The 23,590-nt window shown below is 69.9% G+C and carries 20 protein-coding genes; 5 read left to right on the top strand and 15 right to left on the bottom strand.

Annotated features, from left to right (window positions below):
* Window positions 1–52 precede the first annotated feature (52 nt).
* A complete protein-coding gene (locus MMB17_RS06625; protein ID WP_241101509.1) occupies window positions 53–3,007 on the top strand; it encodes a Hint domain-containing protein in 2,955 nt (984 codons plus the stop codon).
* Between the two features lie 338 nt (window positions 3,008–3,345).
* Window positions 3,346–4,059: a Crp/Fnr family transcriptional regulator gene (locus MMB17_RS06620; protein ID WP_238309441.1), complete on the top strand. Its 714-nt coding sequence runs from the start codon at window positions 3,346–3,348 to the stop codon at window positions 4,057–4,059.
* 21 nt (window positions 4,060–4,080) lie between these two features.
* Here the strand turns inward: MMB17_RS06620 and MMB17_RS25370 are convergent, their stop codons facing one another.
* A complete protein-coding gene (locus MMB17_RS25370) occupies window positions 4,081–4,272 on the bottom strand; it encodes a DUF6894 family protein (protein ID WP_420847370.1) in 192 nt (63 codons plus the stop codon).
* Window positions 4,272–4,970, bottom strand: a complete 699-nt coding sequence (locus MMB17_RS06615; protein WP_241102138.1) for a Crp/Fnr family transcriptional regulator — start codon at window positions 4,968–4,970, stop codon at window positions 4,272–4,274. The genes MMB17_RS25370 and MMB17_RS06615 overlap by 1 nt, the downstream gene beginning before the upstream one ends.
* A 668-nt stretch (window positions 4,971–5,638) precedes the next feature.
* Between MMB17_RS06615 and MMB17_RS06610 the strand changes: the two genes are divergently transcribed.
* Complete coding sequence (locus MMB17_RS06610; protein ID WP_241101508.1) at window positions 5,639–6,409, top strand: Crp/Fnr family transcriptional regulator; 771 nt, start codon at window positions 5,639–5,641, stop codon at window positions 6,407–6,409.
* 52 nt (window positions 6,410–6,461) lie between these two features.
* Here MMB17_RS06610 and MMB17_RS06605 read toward each other — a convergent pair whose 3' ends face one another.
* From MMB17_RS06605 to MMB17_RS06560, 10 genes are all read right to left on the bottom strand, one after another.
* Window positions 6,462–6,785 (bottom strand): hypothetical protein, encoded by a 324-nt coding sequence (locus MMB17_RS06605; RefSeq protein ID WP_238309443.1) that lies wholly within the window; start codon window positions 6,783–6,785, stop codon window positions 6,462–6,464.
* 17 nt (window positions 6,786–6,802) lie between these two features.
* Window positions 6,803–7,270 carry a PTS IIA-like nitrogen regulatory protein PtsN gene (gene ptsN / locus MMB17_RS06600; protein ID WP_238309444.1) on the bottom strand — a complete coding sequence of 156 codons (468 nt, stop codon included), beginning with the start codon at window positions 7,268–7,270 and terminating at the stop codon, window positions 6,803–6,805.
* 166 nt (window positions 7,271–7,436) lie between these two features.
* A complete protein-coding gene (gene hpf / locus MMB17_RS06595) occupies window positions 7,437–8,036 on the bottom strand; it encodes a ribosome hibernation-promoting factor, HPF/YfiA family (RefSeq protein ID WP_238309445.1) in 600 nt (199 codons plus the stop codon).
* A 109-nt stretch (window positions 8,037–8,145) separates the two neighbouring features.
* Window positions 8,146–9,687 carry an RNA polymerase factor sigma-54 gene (gene rpoN, locus MMB17_RS06590; RefSeq protein ID WP_241101507.1) on the bottom strand — a complete coding sequence of 514 codons (1,542 nt, stop codon included), beginning with the start codon at window positions 9,685–9,687 and terminating at the stop codon, window positions 8,146–8,148.
* Window positions 9,688–10,026: 339 nt separating this feature from the next.
* Window positions 10,027–10,857, bottom strand: a complete 831-nt coding sequence (gene lptB / locus MMB17_RS06585) for an LPS export ABC transporter ATP-binding protein (protein WP_238309447.1) — start codon at window positions 10,855–10,857, stop codon at window positions 10,027–10,029.
* Between the two features lie 71 nt (window positions 10,858–10,928).
* A complete protein-coding gene (locus MMB17_RS06580) occupies window positions 10,929–11,723 on the bottom strand; it encodes an LptA/OstA family protein (RefSeq protein WP_241101506.1) in 795 nt (264 codons plus the stop codon).
* A complete protein-coding gene (locus MMB17_RS06575; protein WP_241102137.1) occupies window positions 11,720–12,439 on the bottom strand; it encodes a lipopolysaccharide-assembly, LptC-related protein in 720 nt (239 codons plus the stop codon). The genes MMB17_RS06580 and MMB17_RS06575 overlap by 4 nt, the downstream gene beginning before the upstream one ends.
* A 221-nt stretch (window positions 12,440–12,660) precedes the next feature.
* Window positions 12,661–13,287, bottom strand: coding sequence for a ribonuclease D (locus MMB17_RS06570; protein ID WP_238309449.1), 627 nt, complete (start codon window positions 13,285–13,287; stop codon window positions 12,661–12,663).
* 118 nt (window positions 13,288–13,405) lie between these two features.
* The gene (locus MMB17_RS06565) at window positions 13,406–14,809 is read right to left on the bottom strand and encodes a hypothetical protein (protein ID WP_241101505.1); all 1,404 of its coding nucleotides are present in this window, start codon (window positions 14,807–14,809) and stop codon (window positions 13,406–13,408) included.
* A 20-nt stretch (window positions 14,810–14,829) separates the two neighbouring features.
* The gene (locus tag MMB17_RS06560; protein ID WP_241101504.1) at window positions 14,830–15,645 is read right to left on the bottom strand and encodes a hypothetical protein; all 816 of its coding nucleotides are present in this window, start codon (window positions 15,643–15,645) and stop codon (window positions 14,830–14,832) included.
* A 323-nt stretch (window positions 15,646–15,968) separates the two neighbouring features.
* Between MMB17_RS06560 and MMB17_RS06555 the strand changes: the two genes are divergently transcribed.
* A complete protein-coding gene (locus MMB17_RS06555) occupies window positions 15,969–16,892 on the top strand; it encodes a lipid kinase (protein WP_241101503.1) in 924 nt (307 codons plus the stop codon).
* 20 nt (window positions 16,893–16,912) lie between these two features.
* Window positions 16,913–17,656 (top strand): TerC family protein, encoded by a 744-nt coding sequence (locus MMB17_RS06550; protein ID WP_241101502.1) that lies wholly within the window; start codon window positions 16,913–16,915, stop codon window positions 17,654–17,656.
* A 41-nt stretch (window positions 17,657–17,697) separates the two neighbouring features.
* On the opposite strand, the gene MMB17_RS06545 is transcribed toward MMB17_RS06550, so the two are convergent.
* The 3 genes from MMB17_RS06545 to MMB17_RS06535 form a co-directional block, all read right to left on the bottom strand.
* Complete coding sequence (locus MMB17_RS06545) at window positions 17,698–19,926, bottom strand: TonB-dependent siderophore receptor (RefSeq protein WP_241101501.1); 2,229 nt, start codon at window positions 19,924–19,926, stop codon at window positions 17,698–17,700.
* Window positions 19,927–20,219: 293 nt separating this feature from the next.
* On the bottom strand, window positions 20,220–21,719 hold the full coding sequence (locus tag MMB17_RS06540) for a carbohydrate porin (protein WP_241101500.1): 1,500 nt from the start codon (window positions 21,717–21,719) through the stop codon (window positions 20,220–20,222).
* A gap of 149 nt (window positions 21,720–21,868) precedes the next feature.
* On the bottom strand, window positions 21,869–23,587 hold the full coding sequence (locus MMB17_RS06535) for a fructose-specific PTS transporter subunit EIIC (protein ID WP_241101499.1): 1,719 nt from the start codon (window positions 23,585–23,587) through the stop codon (window positions 21,869–21,871).
* Window positions 23,588–23,590 lie beyond the last annotated feature (3 nt).

Raw genomic sequence — 23,590 nt, 5'->3', positions numbered from 1 at the left:
TCCGGCGCGCCCGCGGCGCGGCGGCAGGCCGCTTCGAAGGATCCCGAGATCTATGGCGCAGACGATCCCCTCCGGCTCGCAATCGAGCACCTACTCGATCACGACGCCCGACACCTACACCCTGAATGCCGGCGAGACCCGCACCCAGACCTCGGGCACCGGCATCCAGGCCAATGTCTCGTCCGGCACCACCACGATCGACATCGAGGGCACGCTCAACGACACCGCTTCCGGCGCGCGCGCCATCCGGGCCAACATCGTGTCGGGCCGGCTGGTCGTCGGCACGAACGGCCGCGTCCAGTCCCTCAACGGCGATGCCGTGCAGGCGCAATCCGCCACCGGCCGGTTCGACGTCACCAATGGTGGCCAGATCATCTCCGCGAGCTCGATGGGAACGCCCACGGTCGGCGGCTCCAATCCGGGCACGGGCTTCGCCCTGAACTTCAACGCCGTCACCGGCGCCGCGAACGCCCCGGCCACGGATTTCACGAGCGGCGGCGTCATCACCAACGGCGCGGCCGGCAACACCGCCGCCCTGATCCGCAGCGACAGCGGCGACGCGATCCGCCTCGGCTCGCACCAGACGCTCGTCAATTACGGCACCATCAACGGCAACGGCCCGGTCAACGACTCGTCGACGAACAACAGCTTCAACCAGACGGGCAACACCTCGACGGCGCAGACCTACGACGTCTCCCGCGGCGTGCGCATCAACCAGAACGGGGCGACCAGCGACCGGATCGACAATTACGGCACCATCACCGGCTCCCAGCACGGCGTCGATGTCGGCCAGACCAACGTCACCGGCCTCGTCGTCAACAACGTCGCCGGGGGCCAGATCATCGGGCGCAACGGCTCGGGCGTCGGCTCGGACACCACGGGTGCGGCGGCCAACACGGTCACGGTGACGAATTCGGGCCTGATCCGCGGCGCCTACGCGCCGGCCTATGACCGAGCGGGCTACCGGACCGTGGACGGGGACGGAGACGGCGTCGACGTCGATGGGGGCGCCACCATCACCAACAATGCCGGCGGCATGATCGAGGGCACGGGCGCGGGCGGCTACGACAGCAACGGCCGCCTCAACAACAGCGAAGGCATCTCGATCGGCGGCGGCGTCATCACCAACGACGGCACGATCCGCGGCGCGGCCTACGGCATCGTCGTCAACAACGACTCGAACACCGACGGCAGCCGCAGCGGCGTGGCGGCGACCTCGATCGTCAACGGCGCGAGCGGCCAGATCTCCGGCGAGAACGGCTACGCGATCCGCCTGGAGAACAAGACCGGCAACGCGGCCATCGACAACGACACGATCGTCAATGCCGGCACGATCACCGGCAACGGCACGATCCCGACCGGCACGGTCCTGCGCCAGGACGGAAACGCGGATCCGGGCACCGTCGGCACCCTGGACGGCACCAGCTACACCACCGCGGATGCGGGCTCGGCACGCTTCATCCGGGGCGACGGTTCGGCGATCCAGACCGGCGAGGGCAGCGACACCCTCAGCAACTACGGCACGATCACCGGCAATACGGGCCGCGCGATCAACCTGGAAGGCGGCGACGACACCCTGAACCTCTATACGGGCTCCTCCGTCAGCGGACGGATCGACGGGGGTGCGGGCACCGACACGCTCAACCTGCGCCTCGACGACCGCCCAGCCACGGCCGCGAGCGGGTCCGGCTCCCTGGGCGCCAATTCGGGCGCGACCACCGGCACCCTCGCCAACGTGGTGAATGTCGAGAAGCTCGCGGTCCAGGGCGGCTCCTGGACGATCGAGGACATGCAGGCCTACGGCGCCGGCATCGCCATCGACGCCCATGCGGGGCTCACGGTGGGTGCGGGGGGCAGCCTCGCCGGGACGGTCGCGAATGCCGGGACGCTGACCTTCGCCCATCGCGGCGACCTCGCCGTGGCGGACACGATCTCGGGGCAGGGCAGTCTGGTGCAGGCGGGAAGCGGGATGCTGACGCTCAGCGGCGCCAACAGCTACAGCGGCGGCACCACGATCCAGTCCGGCAACCTCACCCTCGCCGCGGCCGGCGCGGCCGGCACCGGCGCGATCGCCTTCCCCACGCTGACGGGCGAGGCGACCGCCCGGTTGACGCTGACGGCGGCCGCGCAGCCGAACGCCGTCACCTTCGCCAACACCATCGCCAATTTCGGCACCGGCTCCGAGCTCGACCTCGCCGGGCTCACGGATGCGCGCGTCAGCTTCAACGCCAGCAGCAGCCTGCTGACGGTGGCGGGCACGAGCGGCGGCAACGCGGTCACCCAGAGCTACCGCTTCTCGGGCGCGGCCTCGACCGCCTTCACCGCGCGCAGCGACGGCAATGGCGGCACCCTGATCACGGTCTGCTTCACCACCGGCACCCGGATCCAGACCCGGCGCGGCGCGGTGCCGGTGGAAACGCTGCAAGTCGGCGACCAAGCGGTGACCGCCTCGGGGGGCCTGCGGCCGATCATCTGGATCGGCCACCGGGATCTCGACGGCGCGGGCGGGCCCCTGCACCACGATCAGCAGCCGATCCGCATCCGCAAGGGCGCCTTCGGCCGGGATGCGGAGGGCCGGCCCCTGCCGACGCGGGCGCTGCTCCTCTCGCCCGGCCATCCGGTCCTCGTCGGGGCGGATGCGGACAACGAGGGCGGCGTGCTGGTGCCGGTCATGTGCCTGATCAACGGCACCAGCATCGCCCGCCTGGCCGCGCCCCGCGTCACCTACTGGCACGTGGAGCTCGACGCCCACGACATCCTGCTCGCGGAAGGGCTGCCGGCGGAGAGCTATCTCGACGGCGGCAACCGCCTCTTCTTCACGGAAGGCAGCGACCACGCCCTGCACAATCCGGACTTCGTGCCCCCGGGCTGGAACGGCCGCTGCCGGCCGGTCGCCGTGGACGGCCCCCTGGTCGAGGCCGAGCGGGCACGCCTCGGCGCGGTCTTCGCGGCGGAGCTCACCGGGCATTGCGCGTGGGGCGCCCCGGAGAGCTGGCGCGGCGCATAGCCCGGCCTCGTCCCCCGAGTCTCGGCCCGTCCGTCCCCGCCCCGGCAACGGCCGTGACGGACGGCGGCGGGCATTCCCCCTCCACGCCGCGCGTGACGCAAGACCCTTGGGGAAGCCCCCGCGAAGCAGCACGCCACAACCGTTTCGTCACACACCGTACAAAACAAAGGTTGTATGGCTTATTGTCCGGTTGTCGACACTATCTTATGTTGATCCAGACAGAGCAAATACTGTCTGCTTTCGGACCGTTCTCCGATATCGATCACAATCTAATCGCCTTTGTCGACCAATCGTTTATTCGGCACGCGCAAACGTTTGCCCAGCTGCCGATCTGTGTCTTGCCTGCTTCTTCGTCCTGCCAGAACCGCCTGCTCGCCCTTCTCTCAAAGGACGACCTCGCGCTTCTCGAACCACATCTTGAGCCGTTCAACGCGCCGTTGGGGACTGTGCTCGTCGAGCCGGACCAGCCGATCCTCCATGCGCACTTCCCCGAGACCGGCCTGTGCTCCGTGATCGCGGCCTCGCGGGAGGGCAGCCGGATCGAGATCGGCCTGTTCGGGCGGGACGGCTTCGGCAGCGCGGCCCTCGCGCTGGGCAGCGACCGCATCCCGCACCAGATCTTCATGCAGGTCGGGGGCGGCGGTCAGCGGATCCGGACCGACCTCCTCAAACGGGCGATCGAGGCCAGCCCGACCCTGCGCGCGCTGCTGCTGCGCTACGCGCAGACCTTCCTGGTCCAGATCGCCCAGACGGCCCTGGCCAATGCCAGCGCGCCGGTCGAGGAGCGCCTGGCACGCTGGCTCGTGATGTATCACGACCGCCAGGACGGCGAGGTCCTCTCGATCACCCACGAACTCTTGTCGATGATGCTGGGCGTGCGCCGGCCGACCGTCACGGTGGCCCTGCAGATGCTGGAGGGCGCGGGCCTGATCCAGGCCAAGCGCGGGCGCATCATCGTGCTCAACCGGGCCCGGCTGATCAAGGCCGCCGGCGAGGCCTACGGGCCGGCGGAGAGCGAGTACGAGCGCCTGATCGGGTCCCTGCGGGGCTGAGGGGACCGGCGGCCGCTCGGATCACAGCAGCGTGTCGCAGGGAACCTCCGCGAGGGCCGTGCCGGCCTCGTCGGTGATCACGAACACGTCGTGCCGCCATTTGCGCGGCGCCCCGTAGACATGGGGCAGGCGCAGCATCTCGCGCAGGATCGCGAGGGCAAGTCCGCGCGCCGCGTCGAGATCGGGGAGCTCGTCGCCTTCCTCGTCGCGGATCAGGACGCCGCGGCGACGTGTGTTGAGGAAGTAGCGCGGCAGGGTTCCGCCTCCCCGAGCAACCGCTCGTATTCCGCCTCGGCCGTCCCATAGGTGTCGCGGGCGAGGTCCTTCAGCTGATCGCGGTCGAGCACGATGACGCGCCCGCGCCTGGCCTGAATCATCCGGCGCCCTTCCAGAACATGCATCGCGGTCGTGACGCCGGGACGGCGCACGCCGAGCATGAGCGCCATGAAATCGTGCGTCAGGGGCAGCTCGTTTCTGCGCAGGCGATCCTGCGTCATGAGGATCCAGCGGGCGAGGCGGATCTCGATGGTGCAGTCAGCGTTGGCGTAGACGGTCTCTCCGACCTGTACGATCAGGCTCTGGACATAACGCCCCAGGACCCCCCGCAGTGCCGGGCTGGCCTCGAGGGCCGCCTGCAGGTCGGAGGCCCCGATGCGCAGCATCGACCCCTCCGCCTGCACCATCGCGTTGTGCGGCGTGCGCCCGGTGCCGAGCACGAGCGGCGTGCCGACGAAGCCTTCATAGCCCACGAGACCGATCTCGACGCGGCCTTCCACCGTGTCGCAGATCAGCGAGACGAGCCCGTCCTCCGGAAAATAGCCATGGGTGATCGGCTCGCGTGCCATGACGAGCGTCTGCCGCATGCTCATGGACACTCGTTCGAGACTCGGCGCGAGGCGCTCGAACTCCATCGGCGTCAAGGCCGCGAGCAGCCGGTTGCGGACAATGTCGTGGTGAAGCTGGGACACGGCTCCACTCCCTCTTCGAGAGTTTCCCGCACAGGTTGTGAAGCGGCGCGACGCCCCGGCTCGCCCGACCGAGCCGTCCAGCCCGGGCCGGCCTCTCCCCTATCGAGGCAAACCTCTTGCCAGGCATCGCGAATTTCGGACGCGGCGCCTGTGCGACGTCGGGACCGCTCCCCTTACCTAAGGACGATCAGGCGAAAAACGACCTGCGTACGATCTCATACCGAGGGGGCGAGAAAACAAAGTACGGTTTCAGACCCATGATACAACCTATATTTAAGATGATAAAACCCTGGGTTAAAGATATTTCCTGCGGGATCCGGGGCTCATCGCCACGGGCTCCTCGGCGCGTCCGAGATTTCTCTGGAGAAATCGGACCCGGCCGGTTGTTTTTCTGATCACGCTCGATCGCAGGATCGGGTTGGATCTTTTCGATGCTTGGGCAACGATCGGATCTCATCGCGCCGGGCCGTCAAGCCGGGAGAGCGGGACAACCGGGCGGAGACGGCATCGAGGGAGGCCTCTGTCGTGAGTCATGCACCCACGTCGTCCCACGGAAACCCGACGGCCGCCCCGCGGACCATGCGCTCTGCGGAACGGCTGGGGACCGAGCATTGACCGGCCTCCAGGCTCCCCTCGCCCGCCCCCGCAACGGAACAGTCCCCTCGCCCGACAGCGCGGGAGAAATCCTCGTCGCCCGGCTCGCCGGCTTCGTCCCCCTTTCCCCCGACGACCGGACGGCCCTGTCCCAGCTCGCGCGGCGGGAGACCTACGTGCCGGCCCATATGGATCTCGTCCACGAGGGCGAGGCGACGGACAGCGCCTTCCTCGTGCTGGAGGGGATCGCCTGCCGCTATGTCGAGAATGCCGCCGGCGCGCGCCAGATCCTGGCCCTGCTGCTGCCGGGCGACCTCTGCGACACCGATCTGGGCCACCTGACGCAGTGGGATCACGGCATCGCGGCCCTGTCGCCCTGCCAGGTGACCCGCGTACCGCGGACCAAGCTCGAGGGGCTGATCGCAACCCATCCCGCCGTCACGCAGGCCTTCCGGCTGGCCAAGCTCGAAGCGGAAGCGCGAAGCCGCAACTGGCTGGCCGCCCTCGGCATCTGCCGGGCCACGGAGCGGCTGACGCGGGTGCTGTGCGAGATCCTCGACCGGCTGCACGCCGTGGGTCTCTCCGGCCCGAGCGATTGCCCGCTGCCGCTGACGCAGATGGATCTCGCCGAGTGCATCGGCACGAGCAGCGTCCACGTCAACCGCACGCTGCAGGAGCTGCGCCGCTCAGGCACGATGGAGTTGAAGGGCGGCCGCCTGCGCATCCTCGACCGGGCCGGCCTGGAGGCCCTGAACGGCCACAGGCGCCCCCCGCTCCCGAACGTCTGATCGGCCCTCCGATGCTCAGACCCGCGCAGGCGGCCGGAGGAGGGCGCTTCCTTCAGAGCCCCTTGCAGCGCATCCGGATCAGGCCGGCGAATTCCTGCTCCGAGCCCTGGACCTGACCGAGGCGGTCGCGCCGCTCGGGGCCCGACAGGCAACGGCCATAGACGCCGGCGATCCGCCGCATCGTGTCGATGTGCCGGCGCCAGACCCGGCAGCGGGAGGCCTCATCCTCGCCCGCCGTCTCCAGCTGCTCGATCGCCTGGCGCTGCATCGAGTTCGCCACCAGCACGTCCCGGGCGCAGACGGCGTCCTGGGCCCGGGCCGGAGAGAGGACCGGGCCGGCTGCGAGCAGAGCGATGACCGGAAGCAGGGCGCGCACGCGCAAGGGAGCGTCCCTCACGCCGCCTGGGACGCGGCGTTGTGGGTGAGGAGCGCGAACAGGGCGCTCTCGTCCCGCGCATTGCGGATCCGTTGCAGCATGCCCGGCTCGCGCAGCACCCGGGCCACCTGGGCCAGGGCCTTGAGATGGTCGGCCCCCGCGCTCTCGGGCGCGAGCAGGAGGAAGGCGACATCCACCGGCTGGGCGTCGAGGGCCTCGAAATCCACGGGCCGGTCGAGGCGCGCCACCATCCCGAACATCCGGTTGAGCTTGGCGAGCTTGCCGTGCGGGATCGCGACGCCGTCGCCGATCCCCGTCGAGCCCAGCCGCTCGCGCTGGAGCAGCGTCTCGAACACCTCGCGCTCGTCGAGCTCGGGCAGCCGCTGGGCGGCCTGGGCGCTCAGATCCTGAAGCACCTGCTTCTTGGTCCGCGCCCGCAGGTTCGGGATCACGGCATCCGGCTGAAGGAATTCCAAGATCGGCATGGAGGACGCTTCGCCCCTCGTCGGCACCCCAGGCGGATGCCGTACACTACAACCGGGTGGTCGCCCCGGCCTATCCGTCAAAAGCGCGTCTCCGACCGCTCTCCGACAGGCCATCGAGCCCGCAAGAGTCCTGCCAGCCGAGGCCGAGCCCGCCTCCGGGCCGGGCTCAGGCCCGCTCGGGAGGGTCGACCCAACCGATCGCGCCGTCGCTGCGCCGATATACGACGTTCACGCGGCCGGTGCCAGCGTGGACGAAGACGACGACCGGAGCACCGGTCAGGTCGAGGGCGGTGACCGCCTCGCTGACCGATTGCCGGCGCAGGGTCCGGGTCGACTCGGCCACGACCGGCGGATGCTCGGCCTCGCCGTCGGCGCCGGACTCGTCCTCCCCCTCCTCGTCGATCGGGGCGAAGACGGCGTAGGCCGCTTCTACGTCGGCCCCGTTGTGGCTCTGCGCGTTGTGGTCCTTGAGGCGGTGCTTGTAGCGCCTCAGGCGCTTCTCCAGGCGGTCGGCGGTCTGCTCGAAGCTCGCATGGGGGTCGTGCGCGGCCGCCGAGGCCTCCAGCGTCAGGCCGGAGGCGAGGTGTACCACGCAATCCGTGCGGTAGGCGGTGCCGTCCCTGCGCAGGGTCACATGCCCCGTGCAGGAGCCGCTCATGTGGCTGTCGAGATATTTGCCGAGGGTTGCGGACATCCGGTCCTGCACCCGCCCTCGCAATGCTTCGCCGAGATCCAGGCCATGCCCCGTGACCCGCAAACCAGCCATCGACGTCTCCGATCTTTTCCGGGACGCCCAGAACTAGGAAGGGGGCCGATCCAAGTCAACGCGATGACGGCATCCGAAATGCCGGTTCGAAGCCAACAGGGCCAAAGTGTTAGCGGGCGGACTGAGCGACCCTCTCCCGCCGCCGCTCGATCGAGGAGGGGATGCGCAGGGATTCGCGGTACTTGGCGACGGTGCGCCGGGCGATGTCGATACCCTCGTCGCGCAGGCGCTGCACCAGCGCATCGTCGGAGAGCACGTCGGAGGCCTCCGCATCGACGAGCTGCTTGATGCGGTGGCGCACGGCCTCCGAGGAATGGGCCGCCCCGCCGGCCGCGCCGGGAATGGCCGCGGTGAAGAAGTATTTCATCTCCAGGGTGCCGCGGCTGGTGCCGATCGACTTGTTGGAGGTCACGCGGGAAACCGTCGACTCGTGCATGCCGATCGCCTCGGCCACGGTCTTCAGGTTGAGCGGGCGCAGATGGGTGACGCCGTGCAGGAAGAAGCCGTCCTGCTGGCGCACGATCTCGGTCGCCACCTTCAGGATGGTGCGCGCCCGCTGCTCGAGGGAGCGGGTGAGCCAGTTCGCAGTCTGCAGGCACTCGGACAGGAAGGCCTTGTCGCCCTCGGCCACCGCGCCCTTGGAGACGCGGGCATAGTAGCTCTGGTTGACCAGCACCCGGGGCAGCGCCTCCGAGTTCAGCTCCACCAGCCAGGACCCGTCCGGGGCGGCGCGCACGAACACGTCCGGCACCAGCACTTCGACGGGATGGGTTCCGAAGGCCCGGCCGGGCTTGGGATCGAGCCGGCGAATCTCGGCGAGCATCTCCACCAGATCCTCGTCGTCCACTCCGCAGAGCCGACGCAGGGCGGCGAGATCGCGCTTGGCGACGAGATCGAGGCGCGAGACGAGGGCCTCCATGGCGGGATCGAAGCGGTTCTGCTCCCGCAGCTGGATGGCGAGGCATTCGGCGAGGTCGCGGGCGGCGACCCCCGGCGGGTCGAAAGTCTGGACGAGTTTCAGCACCCGGGCGACGTCGTCGAGCTTCGCCCCGAGGCGCTCGGCCACGCCCTCGACCGTCTCGCGCAGGTAGCCGGCCTCGTCGACGGAATCGATCAGGAAGCTGCCGATCAGCCGGTCGCCGGGATGAGCGGTGGCGAGGTCGAGCTGCGCGGCGAGGTGATCGCGCAACGACGTCTCCGCCGTCAGCGTCGCCTCGAAATCGGGAAGCTCGCCGTCGAAGCTGCCGCCGGTATTGCCGTAGGGCGCGGGCGTCAGGGACAGCATGTCGCCGGCCCCGCTCTCCCGCGGCATCGGGTTCTCGTCGGCGAAGACGTTGTCGAGGCGGGTGTCGAGGCGGCTCTCGATCTCCGTGCGGTCGGGGGCCATGTCGTTGGCGAGCCAGGACTCGGCCTCGCCCCCATCCCCGTCGCCGTCGAAGCCGCGATCGGCCTCGCCGGCGGCCTCGGGCGCCTCGCGTTCGCCGCCCTCTCCCTCGATCCGCTCGAGCAGGGGATTGCGCTCCAGCTCGGCATCGACGTAGGCGACGAGATCGAGCTGGGAGAGCTGCAGGAGCTTGATGGCCTGCAGGAGCTGCGGCGTCATCACCAGGGCCTGGCCCTGGCGCATTTCCAGCCGTTGCAGCAGACTCATCGCGAAGCCCGATTCCCAATCGACAAGGTGAGAGCGGACCCGGCCGCAGCTCGGGCCCCGTTAGCGGCACGTTTCTTGCTTTTTTGACCTGTTTAAGACTTAGCCCCAACCGCGGCACAGGTCAAAGCGCCTTTGGGGCCGCCGCCCCGAATCCCGTGCATCGCGACCGTGCCGACACAGGTGACCGTTGCGGAGCGGGACTGTCCGATTCGCGCTCTAAGAAAACCTTGCGCGCTTCTCCGACGCGTGCAGCGGCCGCCTGCGTGGTTCAGGGGAGGTTACCGCGGCCTTACGGCTCGGCACACGCAGACCCATTCGAGGCCCCGGCGCGACGCGTGCTCAGAGCCGGAAATCCTCGCCGAGATAGAGCCGGCGGGCATCCTCGTTGGCGACGATCTCGTCGGGGGTGCCCTCGGTGAGGATGCGGCCGGAATGGGCGATATAGGCGCGGTCGATCAGGCCCAGCGTCTCGCGCACGTTGTGGTCGGTGATGAGTACGCCGATGTTGCGGCGCTTCAGATGCTTCACGAGATCCTGGATGTCGCCCACCGCGATGGGGTCGATGCCGGCGAAGGGCTCGTCGAGCAGGATGAAGGTCGGCGAGGAGGCGAGCGCCCGGGCGATCTCGCAGCGCCGGCGCTCGCCGCCGGACAGGGCGATCGAGGGCGACTTGCGCAGGCGCGCGATGTCGAACTCCTCCAGCAGGGAATCGAGCTTGCGCTCCCGCAGCTTGCGGTCGGGCTCGGCCACCTCGAGCACCGCGCGGATATTGTCCTCGACGGACAGGCCCCGGAAGATCGAGGCCTCCTGCGGCAGGTAGCCGATGCCGAGGCGCGCGCGCTGGTACATCGGCAGCCGGGTGATCTCCATGCCGTCCAGGCTGATCGTGCCGCGGTCGGCGGTGACGAGGCCGGTGATCATGTAGAAGATCGTGGTCTTGCCCGCCCCGTTCGGGCCGAGCAGGCCCACGGCCTCGCCGGTCCGCACCGTCAGGCCCGCCTCGTGCACCACGGTGCGCGCCCCGTAGCTCTTGCGCAGGCCGCGCACGGCCAGGATGCCGGGGCCGCCCTCGAAGGCCTCGGCGGCGGCTTCCGCGCTTCGGGCGGCCGCCTTGCGGCCGAGGAGGCGGCGCAGGAAGGAGGGCGCGCGGGAGCGGGCGGCCACCGCCATGGCTGCACCGGCCGCCGGGGCCGACCCCGTCCGCCAGAACGGAGCGGCCCAGCCTGTCGCGATCGCCTCAGTCAATTCGCCTGCGCCCGCGTCTTGCCGCCGGGGTTCCGGCCCGCGGCCTCGGTGGGCTTCGCGCCCTCGGCGGACTTTGCCACTTCGGCGGACTTGGCCCCCTCCGCCGGCTTCGGGGCGGCCTTGGCCGTGCCCGGCGGGGGCGGGCAGCCCTTGGCGCCGCCCTTGGCATCGTCCTTCTGCCCCGGCACGAACATCGCCGAGACGCGCCCGCCGGCCACCGGGTCCATGTTCGCGCGGCCGGTATTCATGTCGTAGACGAGGCGCGAGCCGCGGGTGACGTTCTGGCACTGGCTCAGCACGACGTTGCCGGTGAGCACGATGCGCCTGGCGGTCTGGTCGAACACGGCGTTGTCGCCGGTGGCGACCTGGTCCTTCTGCACCACGGTGACCGGCCCGGCGCATTCGACCTTGCGGATGCCGTTCTCGGCCATGGCGGCGGCGCTTTCGCCGGAGGAGGCGCTCTCCCCGGCGGCGGCATCCTTGTCCTTCGCGGCGTCCTTCGACGCGTCCTTACCGCCCTCTTTGCCGCGCTTGTAGAACACGGTCATGGCCGAGCAGCGGATGGTGCTGTCGCCCTGCACGGCGACGACGTTGCCGGCGAAGATCGCCTTGCTCTCCCGGTCGAATACGTCGAGCCGGTCGGCGTCGATCTTGATCGGCTCCTTGCCGCCGGCGCCGAAGGCGCCGAGCCCGGATTTCTTGGCATCCGACTGGGCCTGCACCGCCGCAGGCGCGGCAGCGAGCGACAGCACGAGCCCGGCGAGGAGCAGGCGGAGGGGCAGGCGCGTCACGGCTGGGCCTCCGCCATGGCGGCGGGTTTGCGGTCGGCCTTGTCGGTGCCGTGGAAGACCGCGTGCACGTTGCCGACGAAGGAGATCACCTTGCCGTTGTCGACCACGTCGAGGGTGTCGGCGTCGATGCGCCCGCTCGGCACCGTGACGGCCACGGGCTCGGACGATTTCACCGTGCCGGCCTTGAAGTCGACGGCGGCGGAATTCAGCCGGATCTCCTCGCCCTTGTCCGTCCAGAGCCGGATGTCGTGGTCGAGGGTGAGCGATTCGCGGGCCGAATCGAACAGGCCGTTCTTCGCCTCGAGATAGGCCAGGCCGCCCTTGTCGTCGGTGGCGAGATGGCCCTTCATGGCCTGCAGCTCGATGAGAGCGGGCTTGCGCACGTCCTGCAACGCAGCGGTGGCGGTGACCTCGTAGCCGCGATCGCCCTTGCGGAAGCCCGACAGACGCGGATTCTCCATGGTCACCTTGGTGCCGGTGACGCTGACCGGCCCGAGGGTGACGTCGGGCAGCGAGGGGGCCAGGGCGCGATAGGCCACCACGGCGCCGAGCCCGAGCACGGCGATTCCGGCGGCGACCGGGATCACGAAGCGCAGGGCGCGCACACGCATGCTGTGGCGGCGCGCCTGCCTATGGGCGCGACGGCGGCGTGCGTTCTCGTTCGCGGCGAGCGCGATGAGGTCGCTATCCATGTCGAGAGGATCGGCCGCCTGCATTCGGACCCCGATGGTGCCTGCGCGCGTCACCGTTGCCGTGTCCCGACAGGTCGGGGGCGGCACCGCGCCTCGAGGCGGATGCGTGCGTGCGGTGGCGAAGTTATGACCTTGCGGCAAAGAATTGATCAACGGCCCGCATGTGCGCGTCCACACGCGCAATGCACCGTCATCTTGGAGGCGATCCCCGAAAACCGGATTTCCACGCGGTCAAGCACACCGCCTCAGGCATGCGCGAAGATGTCGCTCTCCGACCAGCCGGCGAGGTCGAGCTTGGCCCGGGTCGGCAGGAAGTCGAAACAGGACCGGGCGAGCTCGGTGCGGCCCTCCCGGGCGAGCATGGTGTCGAGCCGGTCGCGGGCGGCGTGGAGATGCAGCACGTCGGAGGCTGCGTAGTCGAGCTGGGCCTGGCTCAGGGTGTCCGCGCCCCAATCCGAGGATTGCTGCTGCTTGGAGAGATCGACGCCGACCATCTCGCGCACCACGTCCTTCAGGCCGTGCCGGTCGGTATAGGTGCGGGCGAGCTTCGAGGCGATCTTGGTGCAGTAGACCGGCCCCGGCATCACCCCGAGGGCGTGGAACAGCACCGCGAGGTCGAAGCGGGCGAAATGGAAGATCTTCTGCACGCCCGGATCGGCCAGCACGCCCTTGAGCACCTCCGGCACGGGGCCGCCGGGCACGATCTGCACCACGTCGGCGCTGTTGTCGCCCTTGGAGATCTGCACCACGCACAGACGGTCGCGCAGGGGATTGAGCCCGAGCGTCTCGGTATCGACCGCGATCGCGCTTCCGGGCTCGAAGCTCGCGGGGAGATCGCCGCGGTGGAAGCGGATGGTCGGCGCTGCGGACATCGTGTCGGGTCTGCGATCGTTCCGGGGAGACGATTCGGCGCCTAGCATCCGGAAGCCCGGAGGGAAAGGCGTCCGACGGCAAGGCCGACGCGCGGACAGCGCCCCGCGCCCTCGTCCCCTAGCGTTTCCAGACGCCGAGGCGCTCGCTGCGGGCGTGGTCCTCCGCCGCGATCAGCTCCGGCGTGGCCTCCGAGGAGGCACGGCCGCCGCCATTGAACAGCACCACCTCGGAAAGGTCGCGGCTCTCCACCGTACAGGTATGGGCGCTGCTGCCCGGGGCGGGCAGGCAGGTAACCTCGCGGCCCGCCAGATATTTGGTCAGCTCCTCGGCCTGGCCGCCGCGGACCCACTCGACGCCGAACAGGTGGACGACCTTGCCCGCCACCCGCAGGGTCGCGGTGTCGATCACCTCCGCCGGGCCGCGCAGCTCGTTGGGGTTGCGGGACGGGGCGGGCGGCTCCTCGCCCTCGGGCGGCTGCTCCTCGGTATCCGCCGGGGGAGCCTTGGCCTGAGCAGGGGGCTGGGCCTGGGAAGGGGCCTGGGAAGGAGGCGGAGCAGGCGCCTTGGCCGGCCGCGGCGCCTCCGTCGAGGCCTGCGGCTTCGGTGCCGTCGCCTCCTCCTCGTCCCCCCCCGAGACCAGCACCGCCGCGACCACCGCCAGGGCCGTGAGGCCGGCGAAACCCGCGAGCAGCGTGCGGCTCCGGCGCGCGCCGTCGCCCTGGTCGCGCCAGCCGAATCCCTGCGCGCGATCGAGCAACCGGTGGCGCCCCTCGCGCAGCCGGTCGCCGGCATCGGCGCCCAGGCGGCGCAGGCGTGTCAGGCCGGCCGCTCCGAGGCCGGGCCGATCGCCCCGCGGCGGGGGCGAAAACGGAGACGGCCCTTCGAGACCCTGCGCCGCCGCATCGGGGGCGACCGGCGGGGCCCCTTCGGTGGGGGAGGGAACGGAATACGGCGGGGAGGGGGGGAGGCGGCGGTCGCGCCGCGCGCGCCAGCCCTCGAAGGCCCCGCTCGCCGCGCTGGCCATCGCCCGGCCCCGTTCCGCAGAGCGGTTCGCGAAGGAGCGCGCCAGGGCGGATTGGGTCTCGACGAACCGGGCGCTCGCGGCCTTCACCTCGGCGAGGGGGTCCCGGGGCGGCTCGACCGGCTCGGGCGCGGGCTCCGGGATCGGCGCGAACAGCGCCGGATGGCGTGCCCGCAGCTCCGCAACGAGATCCTCGAGGGTGAAGGGGACGGGCTCGGCCGGCACCGCAGGCGCCGGCCCGGCCTTCTTCCGGCTCTTCTTTTCCTGAAACGGGTCCGCCGCCGGCACGGGGCGCATCCGCGGCGCGCCGTGCCGGTCGACGACCCGGTAGCCCGGCGCCTCCTCGGTCGGCTCCGTCGCGGCCTCGACCATCAGGGCCAGGGTCTGGCGGGCGAGGGGATGAGCGCGCTGGCGATCGAGCTCGGCCAGGATCAGGCCGCGCAGGCGCGCCTCCTCGTCCGCCGTGGGCAGGAAGACTGTGGAGGCGCCAGCACTCGTCATCGCCGCGTCCGGATCCGTTCTCAGGCGCCGCGTCCCGGGGCGAGTCCGCTCAGGGTCGGGCCGTAGCGGCGCAGCACGCGGCTCGACTCGCCGACGATCAGCGGCCGGCCCTCGGCGAAGCTGACGGTGAGCGTGAGCTCGGCCACGCCGCTGGAGCGGGCGCCCCGGGCAGGGTTCGATGCGGTGAATTCGACCGGCACGCGCACGATGCAGGTGGCGGAGGCTGCGTGGCATGCGGTGCGCATGGCGCGCTCCTGCGGCTCGTAGCGCCGCTCGGGCCAGCGTCGGCCGAAGCGGCGCTTCTCGGCCATGATCGCCGCGAGGGTCATGGTGCGGCCGTGGAAGCGGACCTGCGGCGCGTAGAAGCGCGGGGCGGCGCCGACGAAGGTGTCGTTGCCGGAGGAGACCGTGCGCAGGTAATCCGTCGCGACCTGCTGCGTGGTGACCGCCCAATCCGCGAAGCGCGGATCGGAGGCCGGCGCCTCCGCGGGCACGGGCACGGGGACGACCAGCGGGGCCGCCATGCGCCGATGCGCCTCGCCCCGGTCGCGCCGGGAGAAGCGCAGCCGGCCCCGGTGCCCTTCGGGCGGGGCCGTCTCGGCCGCGCGCCGGGCCGGGGTGGTGTGGGCGGCGGGTCTCTCGGTGCGCGCCGCGGGGCTGCGCGTCCCCTCGGTCTTCTCCGCCGCGGCCTTCGGCGCCTCCGCGGGCGCTGCCTTCCCGGGCGCCGGCTTGGCCGGGGGATCGACCCAGCCTCCGGCCTGCTGCGCCACGGCCGGCAGGGCGCCCCCGAGGACGGCGAGGAGGACGAGATGGGAGTACCCGGCTAGGCGGCGCATGACGTCATCCGATCGCAGCGATAAGGGAACGCGAGACAAACGCCCCCGGGCGCCCGCACGGTTCCACCCCGCCCGGGAACCCGCGCGGCGTGGCCCGGGCATGCCACGGGAGCGCGAGCCTCGGCAAGTTGAGGCAGCAGGCCCCCGTGCCCCATGTGAATCACGGCAAAACCGCGCCGTTTGCCCTTGCCCTCGGCTCCGAAGAGCCCACCTTGAGCGTGCCCCGGGTCCGGGCCCCTCTGGCGGTCGAGGCGTCGGCCGTGATGTCGGATCCCCGTTGGAGCCAGCGCGGACGCGGCGCGACCCCTGATGCGAGCGGCCCTTTGACCGCCTCTTCGCTGCCCGAGCGGCGCGCCCTCCTGATCGTCAACCCGAAGGCGCGCAACGGCGCCGCGCCCTTGGACGAGATCCGCGCCGCGCTCCGCGCGGGCGGCATCACCCCGATCGAGCCCGAGCCCGACGATTGCGTGGCGCTGATCGAGCGCCATGCCCGCGCCTGCGACCTCGTCGTCCTCGGCGGCGGCGACGGCACCATGAACCATGCCGCGCCGGCCCTCGTCGCGAGCGGCCTGCCCCTCGGCATCCTGCCCCTCGGCACCGCCAACGATCTCGCCCGCTCGCTCCAGATCCCCCTCGACCCGGTCGCGGCTGCGCGGACGATCGTCACGAACGATCCGAAGCCCGTCGATCTCGGCTGGGTCAACGGGCATTACTACTTCAACGTGGCGAGCATCGGCTTCTCGGCGGATCTCGCCGGCGAGCTGACCGCGGATGCCAAGAAGAAATGGGGCACGGTCGGTTACGCCATCGCCGCCTTCCGCCTGCTGCGCCGCGCCCGCCCCTTCACGGTGACGATCGAGCATGACGGCCAGACCGAGAAGGTGGTGACCATCCAGGCCTCGGTCGGCAACGGGCGCCATTACGGCGGCGGGATGACGGTGTCGGAGAGCGCGACCGTCGACGACGGCAAGCTGGATTTCTACAGCCTGGAGGTCGCCCATTGGTGGCGGCTGCTCGCCCTGCTGCCGGCCCTGCGCCGGGGCACCCAGGGCGAGGCGGCGGATGTGCGCGCCTTCCGCACCACGGAGATCCGGCTCACCACCCGCAAGCCGCGGCCGGTGAACACCGACGGGGAGCTGACCACGCAGACGCCGGCCCATTTCAAGGTGGTGCCGAAGGCGGTGCGCATCTTCGCGCCGGAGCACGGCACGCGTCCGCCCGAGAGCCGCTTCCCGCTTCCCTTCTGACCCGAGAGACGAGCCTGCCCGTGGACAGCCTCCTTCAGCTCGCCGCCGACCCCGCCGCCTGGGCGGCGCTCGCCACCCTGATGGTGATGGAGGTGGTGCTCGGCATCGACAACCTGATCTTCATCTCGATCCTGACCAACAAGCTGCCGCAGGCCCAGCAGGCCACGGCGCGGCGCACCGGCATCGGCCTCGCCCTGATCCTGCGCCTCGCCCTGCTCGGCACGGTGGCCTGGATCGTCCATCTGACCGAGCCGGTCTTCGCGATCCTCGGCAAGAGCTTCTCCTGGCGCGACGTGATCCTGATCGCCGGCGGCCTGTTCCTGCTCTGGAAGGCGACCAAGGAGATCCATCACAGCGTCGACCCGGACGGGGGCGAGAGCGGGGAGAAGGGCGCCCCGCTCGGCTTCGCCGCGGCGATCGGCCAGATCCTGGTTCTGGACCTCGTCTTCTCGATCGACTCGATCATCACGGCGGTGGGCATGACCGAGCACGTGCCGATCATGGTGATCGCCGTGGTGGCCGCCGTGACCGTGATGCTCGTCGCCGCCGATCCGCTCTCGCGCTTCATCGCGGCCAACCCCACGGTGGTGATGCTGGCGCTGGGCTTCCTCATCATGATCGGCATGACGCTGATCGCCGAGGGCTTCGGCGCCCACGTGCCCAAGGGCTACGTCTACACCGCCATGGCCTTCTCGGCGGGCGTGGAAGCCCTCAACATGCTGGCCCGCCACCGCAGGAAGAAGGGCGCGGCGGGGGGCGCCTGAATGGGGGCGGGGCGCTTCCGGAAGGAGGCGCCCGGCGGTGCTTACCAGCGGAAAATCAGGCTGCCGATCACCGTCGCGGGAGCGCCGCGATAGCAATAGCCCGTCTGACAGTTCGTGTAGTTTCGGTCGAGGATGTTGTAGCCGTTGATCTGCGCGCGCCAGCCCTTGTAGCTCGGGTCGATGGCCGCGAAGTCATAGGAGACGAGGGCGTCGAACAGGGTCACGGTCGGATTGCGGACCGTGTTGAAGTCGTCCGCGAAGCTGTTCGTCGTGAACCGCGTGCCGCCACCGATGGTCAGGCCGGCGAGGGGCGAGGAGGGCGGGAACAGGTAGGTAGCGAAGGCCGTGAAGGTGTCGCCCGGAATGCCGGAAAGCTGGTTTCCGTCGACCGAGTAATAGCCGCCGCGATTGGGATCGTAGGCCGTCTGATTGACGAATTGAAAGTTGAGATGTGTGTAGGACAGCGTCAGGTTGGTGCCGGGCGCGAAATTCGCGATCATCTCCATCTCGAAGCCGCGGGAACTGACCTCGCCGGTCGCCACGGTATTGACGACGTTGGTCGGATCCGTACGCAGCAGGCTGGATTGCCGGATGTCGAAGCCGGCGACCGCGGCCGTGATGTTCGTGCCCGGGATCTGGTACTTCACGCCGGCCTCGATCTGGTCGCCGGTCGCAGGCTTAAAGGGTTGGTTCGTGACGATGTTGACGCCGGGCTGCGGCGTGAAGGTCGTCGCATAGCTTGCATAAGGCACCAGCCCGGGCGCCAGTACGTAGCCGAGGCCGACGCGCCCGGTGAAGGCGCTGTCGTTCTGGCTGCCCGTGCGCGCGCCCGTGGCATCGAGGCTGTCCTGGTTGACCCAGTCGTGGCGGCCCGTCAGCGTCAGGATGAAGCGATCGAACTTCATCTGGTCCTGCAGGTAGACACCAATTTGGTCCTGTACCTGCCGGGAGGTATCGCCGAGCAGGGGCGAGGCGATGAACTGCCGCCCGTAGTTCAGATTGACGAGATCAAGATCCGGAGCGAGACCGAATCCGGACCGCGTACCGAAGCTGTAGTGGGTGTAGTCGAGCCCTGCGACGGCGACATGCTGGATCGGGCCCGTGTTGAAATGGCCCTCGATCTGATTGTCGAGGGTCGTCTGCCGCAGCGCCTCCCGCAGCCGGCCAACGGAGCGGGTTCCGATCGTGCGGGCATCGTTGATCGAATCGATCGAGGTATACTTGAAATCGACGAATGTGCCGTAGTGCCGGAAGTTCTGCCGGAAGATCAGGTCCGGCGTGAATTTGTGCTCGAAGGCATAGCCGATCCGGTACTGCTCCTGCTTCACGTCGTTGAAGGCTGCATCGCCACTGTAGAACCGGCTCACCCGGAAGCCGGGATCGTTGTAAAAGAAGGCCGTGCCCGGCACCGTCGAGGTCTGGTACTCGCTGAGGAAGGTGAAGGTCGTGTCGGCCGAGGGCTTCCAGGTGAAGGCCGGCGCGATGTTCACGCGGTCGTCCTTGGCACCGGGCAGGAACGTGTCCGACTGGCGGACGACGCCGGTGAGACGGTAGGCGAGCGTGCCGTCGCTACCTTGGACCGGGCCGCCGAAATCGAAATTGCCCTGATAGCGGTCGTAGTTGCCCGCCTGCAGGATCATCTCGCCGAATTGGGTAAAGACCGGCCGCTTCGTCGTCACGTCGAGGATGCCGCCCGGTGAACCCAGGCCGTAGAGACCAGCCGCAGGCCCACGCAGGATGGTCACGGATTCGAGGCCGTAGGGCTCGATCCGCGGCAAAGTCAGGTTCGCCCCCACCTGGCGCAGACCGTCACGGAAGATGCCGTTGTAGGTGACGTCGAAGCCGCGGATCGAGATCGAATCGAAGCGCGGGTCGTAGCCGGCGATGTTGACGGCCGCGCCGGGCGTGTAGGCGAGCGCCTCGCTGAGCGTCTGTACGTTCCGGTCGTTCAACTGCTCGCGGGTCACGACGGAGACCGATTGCGGCACTTCGATCAGCGGCGTGTTGGTCTTGGTCGCGGTCGGGCTGATGCGGGCGGTGTAGCCGACGATCCCGCTCGGGCCGCCGCCGCCGCCACTCGTCGCGGAACCGTCGACCGGGGCCGCCACGTTGCCGGAGCCCTGCGCCGTCCCCTGCGTCCGGCTGCCCTCCACGGAGATCGTCTCCAGCGTCGTCGCCTGCTGGGCGAGGGCGGGGCTGGTCAGGGCCGTGCCGAGGAGGAGGAGCGTCGCGAGAGGGCGAGGGGCGGCGGGACGGATGCACGACGGCATGCGGAACTCTTGCTTCAGATTAAGGGGCTGCCGGACGATGTCCGGGCAGCGCCCCCTCCGCAAGAAAAATGACGATATAATTCAAATACTTAGACTAATTACAAACTGACATTGCGGCGGATTTAGCCTTGCCCGCTCAGGATGTTACGCCCCTCTTTAGAGTCGGACCAGTCAAGCGCGCCCGTGCGAAGATGATCGTCGTTGTGTTCCGGCAACAGGCGGCCGACGCTAAAGGAGGGAGGGGAGGCCCATGCCCCCTCCCTCCATTCTTCTGGCGCGCGCCGCCCGGCCCCTCACAGGCTGCCCGGCCCCTTGGCGAGCCCCGCGAGGGTGAACAGATCCACCGAGAGCTTGGCGCCGACCACCAGCGTGTCGGGGATGTTCTTCGGATAGAACGGGAAGCGGGTCTGGTCGGGGTTGATGATGTATTGCAGGTTTGGCGTCAGCCGGATCGCGGGCGTGACCTGGATGCCGTAGTTCACTTCCATCATGATCTGCTGGGTCGGGATCGAGCGGGTGAGGCCGATCGCGGCCTGGGCCGCCTCGATGTTGGAGAGCGCCAGCGGGCTGAATTTCTGCGTGTTGATGACGAAGCCGACCGTGTCGTAGGGCCGGCCGGCGAAGGTGCCGGTCTGCAGGGCGCCGATCTCCAGGAAGTAATCCTCGTTCAGCCGGCCGGAGGTGCCGGCCATGGCGACGCCGAACAGGGTCAGGCCCTGCACGCCGTTAGGATCGGGCCGCCAGACCATCTGGTCGAAGCGGGCATAGATCCCGGAGCGGCCGAAGCGCGTGGCCAGCGGCAGGCCGGTCAGCACGGCGCGGTTGCCGGTGATGTCGCGGACGGGATCCGCATAATCCGAGGCATCGACCCAGCCGCCGATGCCGTAATTGCGCGGCAGCGCGTCGTTGACGAAGGTCGTCGAGTAGCCGAGCTCGAAGGGCACGATGGCGCCGGTCGCCCCCTTGGTCGAGAAATCGAGGCCGTTATCCCCCGGCTGCTGGTGGAGCGGGTTCACCTCGTAGGCCCCGACATGGAAGAACACCTTGTCGGTGAGCCAGGCCTTGGCATGCGCGCCCCAGCTCGAGACCGGCCAGAAGGTGAAGTTCGAGGTCTTGAAGACGAAGGTCGGGTTGCCGCAGGCGGAATTCGTCTGGAAATTGCAGTAGATCGGCGAATTCAGGAAGGCGATATTGGCCACCAGCCGGCCGAACTCGATGTCGAGGCGGTTATCGAACAGCTTCTGCTGGTAGGAGAACAGCGTCAGCCGGGTGGTCTGGCCGCCGCCATAGATCTCCTGCACCGAGGTGTTGTTGCCGATGGAATCGTCCGCGAGGCTGCGGCCGTGGCGGTTCGTGACCGCGATGTGGAACGAGCCGCCCTCGATCCCGGCGAGCCGGTTCAGGTCGCCGTCGATGCCGAAGAAGACCTGGCCCGCCCAGGCAGAGCCCTGGCGGAGGCCGCCGATTGGGTTGATCGCCCCCTGGCCGGTATAGTTCAGGAGGAAGGAAAGCCCGTTGCCGAGGTCGAGGGTGCCCGGCGGCACGGCCGGCGGCGTCGCGGTCTGGCCGAGGGCGTCGGCAGCGCCCGCCGCCGTGCTGGCCCCTGCGAAACCCTGGCCATCCCGCGGGCGGCGCGTCCCCCGGACGCCGGCCCGGCGGAGCGCCGGCCGCTGCACCGTGGCGGGAACGCCGATGCCCGTCCCCGCCGCCGGCGTCTCCTGCGCCTCGGCCACGGATCCCAGCCCCGCCGCGCCGAGGCCGAGCGCGGCCACGACCAACCAATGCCCCTTCATGGATCGTCCCCCTTCGTCCCGCATGGACCGGTCTCGCGCCGGTCTGCCACGCGTCAGTTCGAAAATATTGCTACCTTTGATTGCATTTCGGCCGTATTCCGGGCCGATGATAGTCCGGAAGACTGGTCGGAGCCCGTCTCGCGCAGTCCTCAGGCCGCCTTCTTCTTGAGGAGGCCGACGAGGAGCGCCGTGACCAGGGTGCCGACGACCAGGGCGATCAGGGCGCCCGTGACGTTGGTGACCGCATTCGGGATCGGCAGCACGAACAGGCCGCCATGGGGCACCTTCAGCTCGACGCCGAGGCTCAGGGCGAGGGCACCGGCAATGCCGGAGCCGGCGACCATGGAAGGGATCACCCGCAGGGGATCGGCGGCGGCGAAGGGGATCGCGCCCTCCGTGATGAAGGCCGCGCCGAGCACCGCCGCGGCGCCGCCGGCCTCGCGCTCGGGCGCCGTGAAGCGGCCCGGGAACAGGCGGGTGGCCAGTGCGATGCCGAGGGGCGGCGTCATGCCGCCGAGCATCACCGCCGCCATGGGCGCGTCGACGCCGGAGGAGAGGAGGGCGGCTGCCGAGGCATAGGCCGCCTTGTTGATCGGGCCCCCCATGTCGACGGCCATCATCCCGCCGAGGATCAGGCCGAGCACCAGGGCGCTCGCCCCCTGCATCCCCTTGAGCCAGCCGGTGAGGGCGGCGAGCACGGCCGCCACCGGCACGCCGACCACGTAGACCATCAGCAGGCCGGTGATCGTGGTGGCGAGCAGGGGCAGGATCAGAACCGGCTTCAGCCCCTCCAGGTTCTTGTGCAGGCGGATGTGCCGATTGAGGAAGGCGGTCGTGTAGCCGGCGATGAAGCCGGCGGCGATGCCGCCGAGGAAGCCCGCCTGCAGGTTGGCGGCGAGCATGCCGCCGATCATCCCCGGCGCGATGCCGGGCCGGTCGGCGATGGAATAGGCGATGTAGCCGGCCAGCGCCGGGACGATCAGGGCGAAGGCGGCCTTGGCGCCGATCTGGCCGAGGGCGTAGCCCAGGGTCCCGGCATGCTCCGGCTTCATCGCGTCGATGCCGCCGAAGGCGAAGGCCAGCGCGATGAGCAGGCCGCCCGCCACCACGAAGGGCAGCATGAAGGACACGCCGGTCATCAGGTGCTTGTAGGCGCCGGCCTGCTTCTCCGCCGCCGCCGGCCGGGCGACGCCCTCCGCGGCCGCCTCGGCCCCACCCGCCGGCTGGAGCTGACCCTCGGCAAGGGCCGTGGCGATCAGGCCCTTGCCGTCGCGGATCGCGGCCTTGGTGTTGGTGGCATAGACGCGCTTGCCGGCGAAACGGGCCCGGTCGACGCCCTTGTCGGCGGCGATGATGACGATGTCGGCCGTCGCGATCTCGGGGGCGGTGAGGGGATCGCGGGCACCCACCGAGCCCTGCGTCTCGACCCGCACGTCATGGCCGAGCGCCTTGGCCGCGGCCTGGATGCCCTCGGCGGCCATGAAGGTGTGGGCGATGCCGGTGGGACAGGAGGTGACCGCGACGATTTTTTTCGCGGCGGCCACGGCCTGGGCAGGCGCCTCGCCGGCCCCGCCCGTCACCCGGTCGATCACCGCGTTCACGTCGGTGAGCACGTCCTCGATGGCGACCTTGGCCCGGCGCAGGGCCCCGAAGCGGCTCTCGCCGAGGTCGCCGGAACCGACGAGGAGCACCGCCTCCGCCGAGCGGATCGCGGAGTCGGATAGGGGATTGCCGCTGGTACCGGCGCCCCGCAACTCCAGGGCGATCGGCTGGTTGCGCCGGCTGGCCGCCTTGCGCAGGGCCTCGACAGCGAGCACGGCATGGGTGGAGAGATCGCCTCCCCCCACGACCGCCAGCAATTGTGCCATGGT

The organism is Methylobacterium organophilum (genome assembly GCF_022533465.1).
In the GTDB taxonomy this organism is placed as follows: domain Bacteria; phylum Pseudomonadota; class Alphaproteobacteria; order Rhizobiales; family Beijerinckiaceae; genus Methylobacterium; species Methylobacterium organophilum.
The sequence above is the reverse complement of the archived record's forward strand: the minus strand, read 5'-3'. Positions and strand labels throughout refer to the sequence as shown.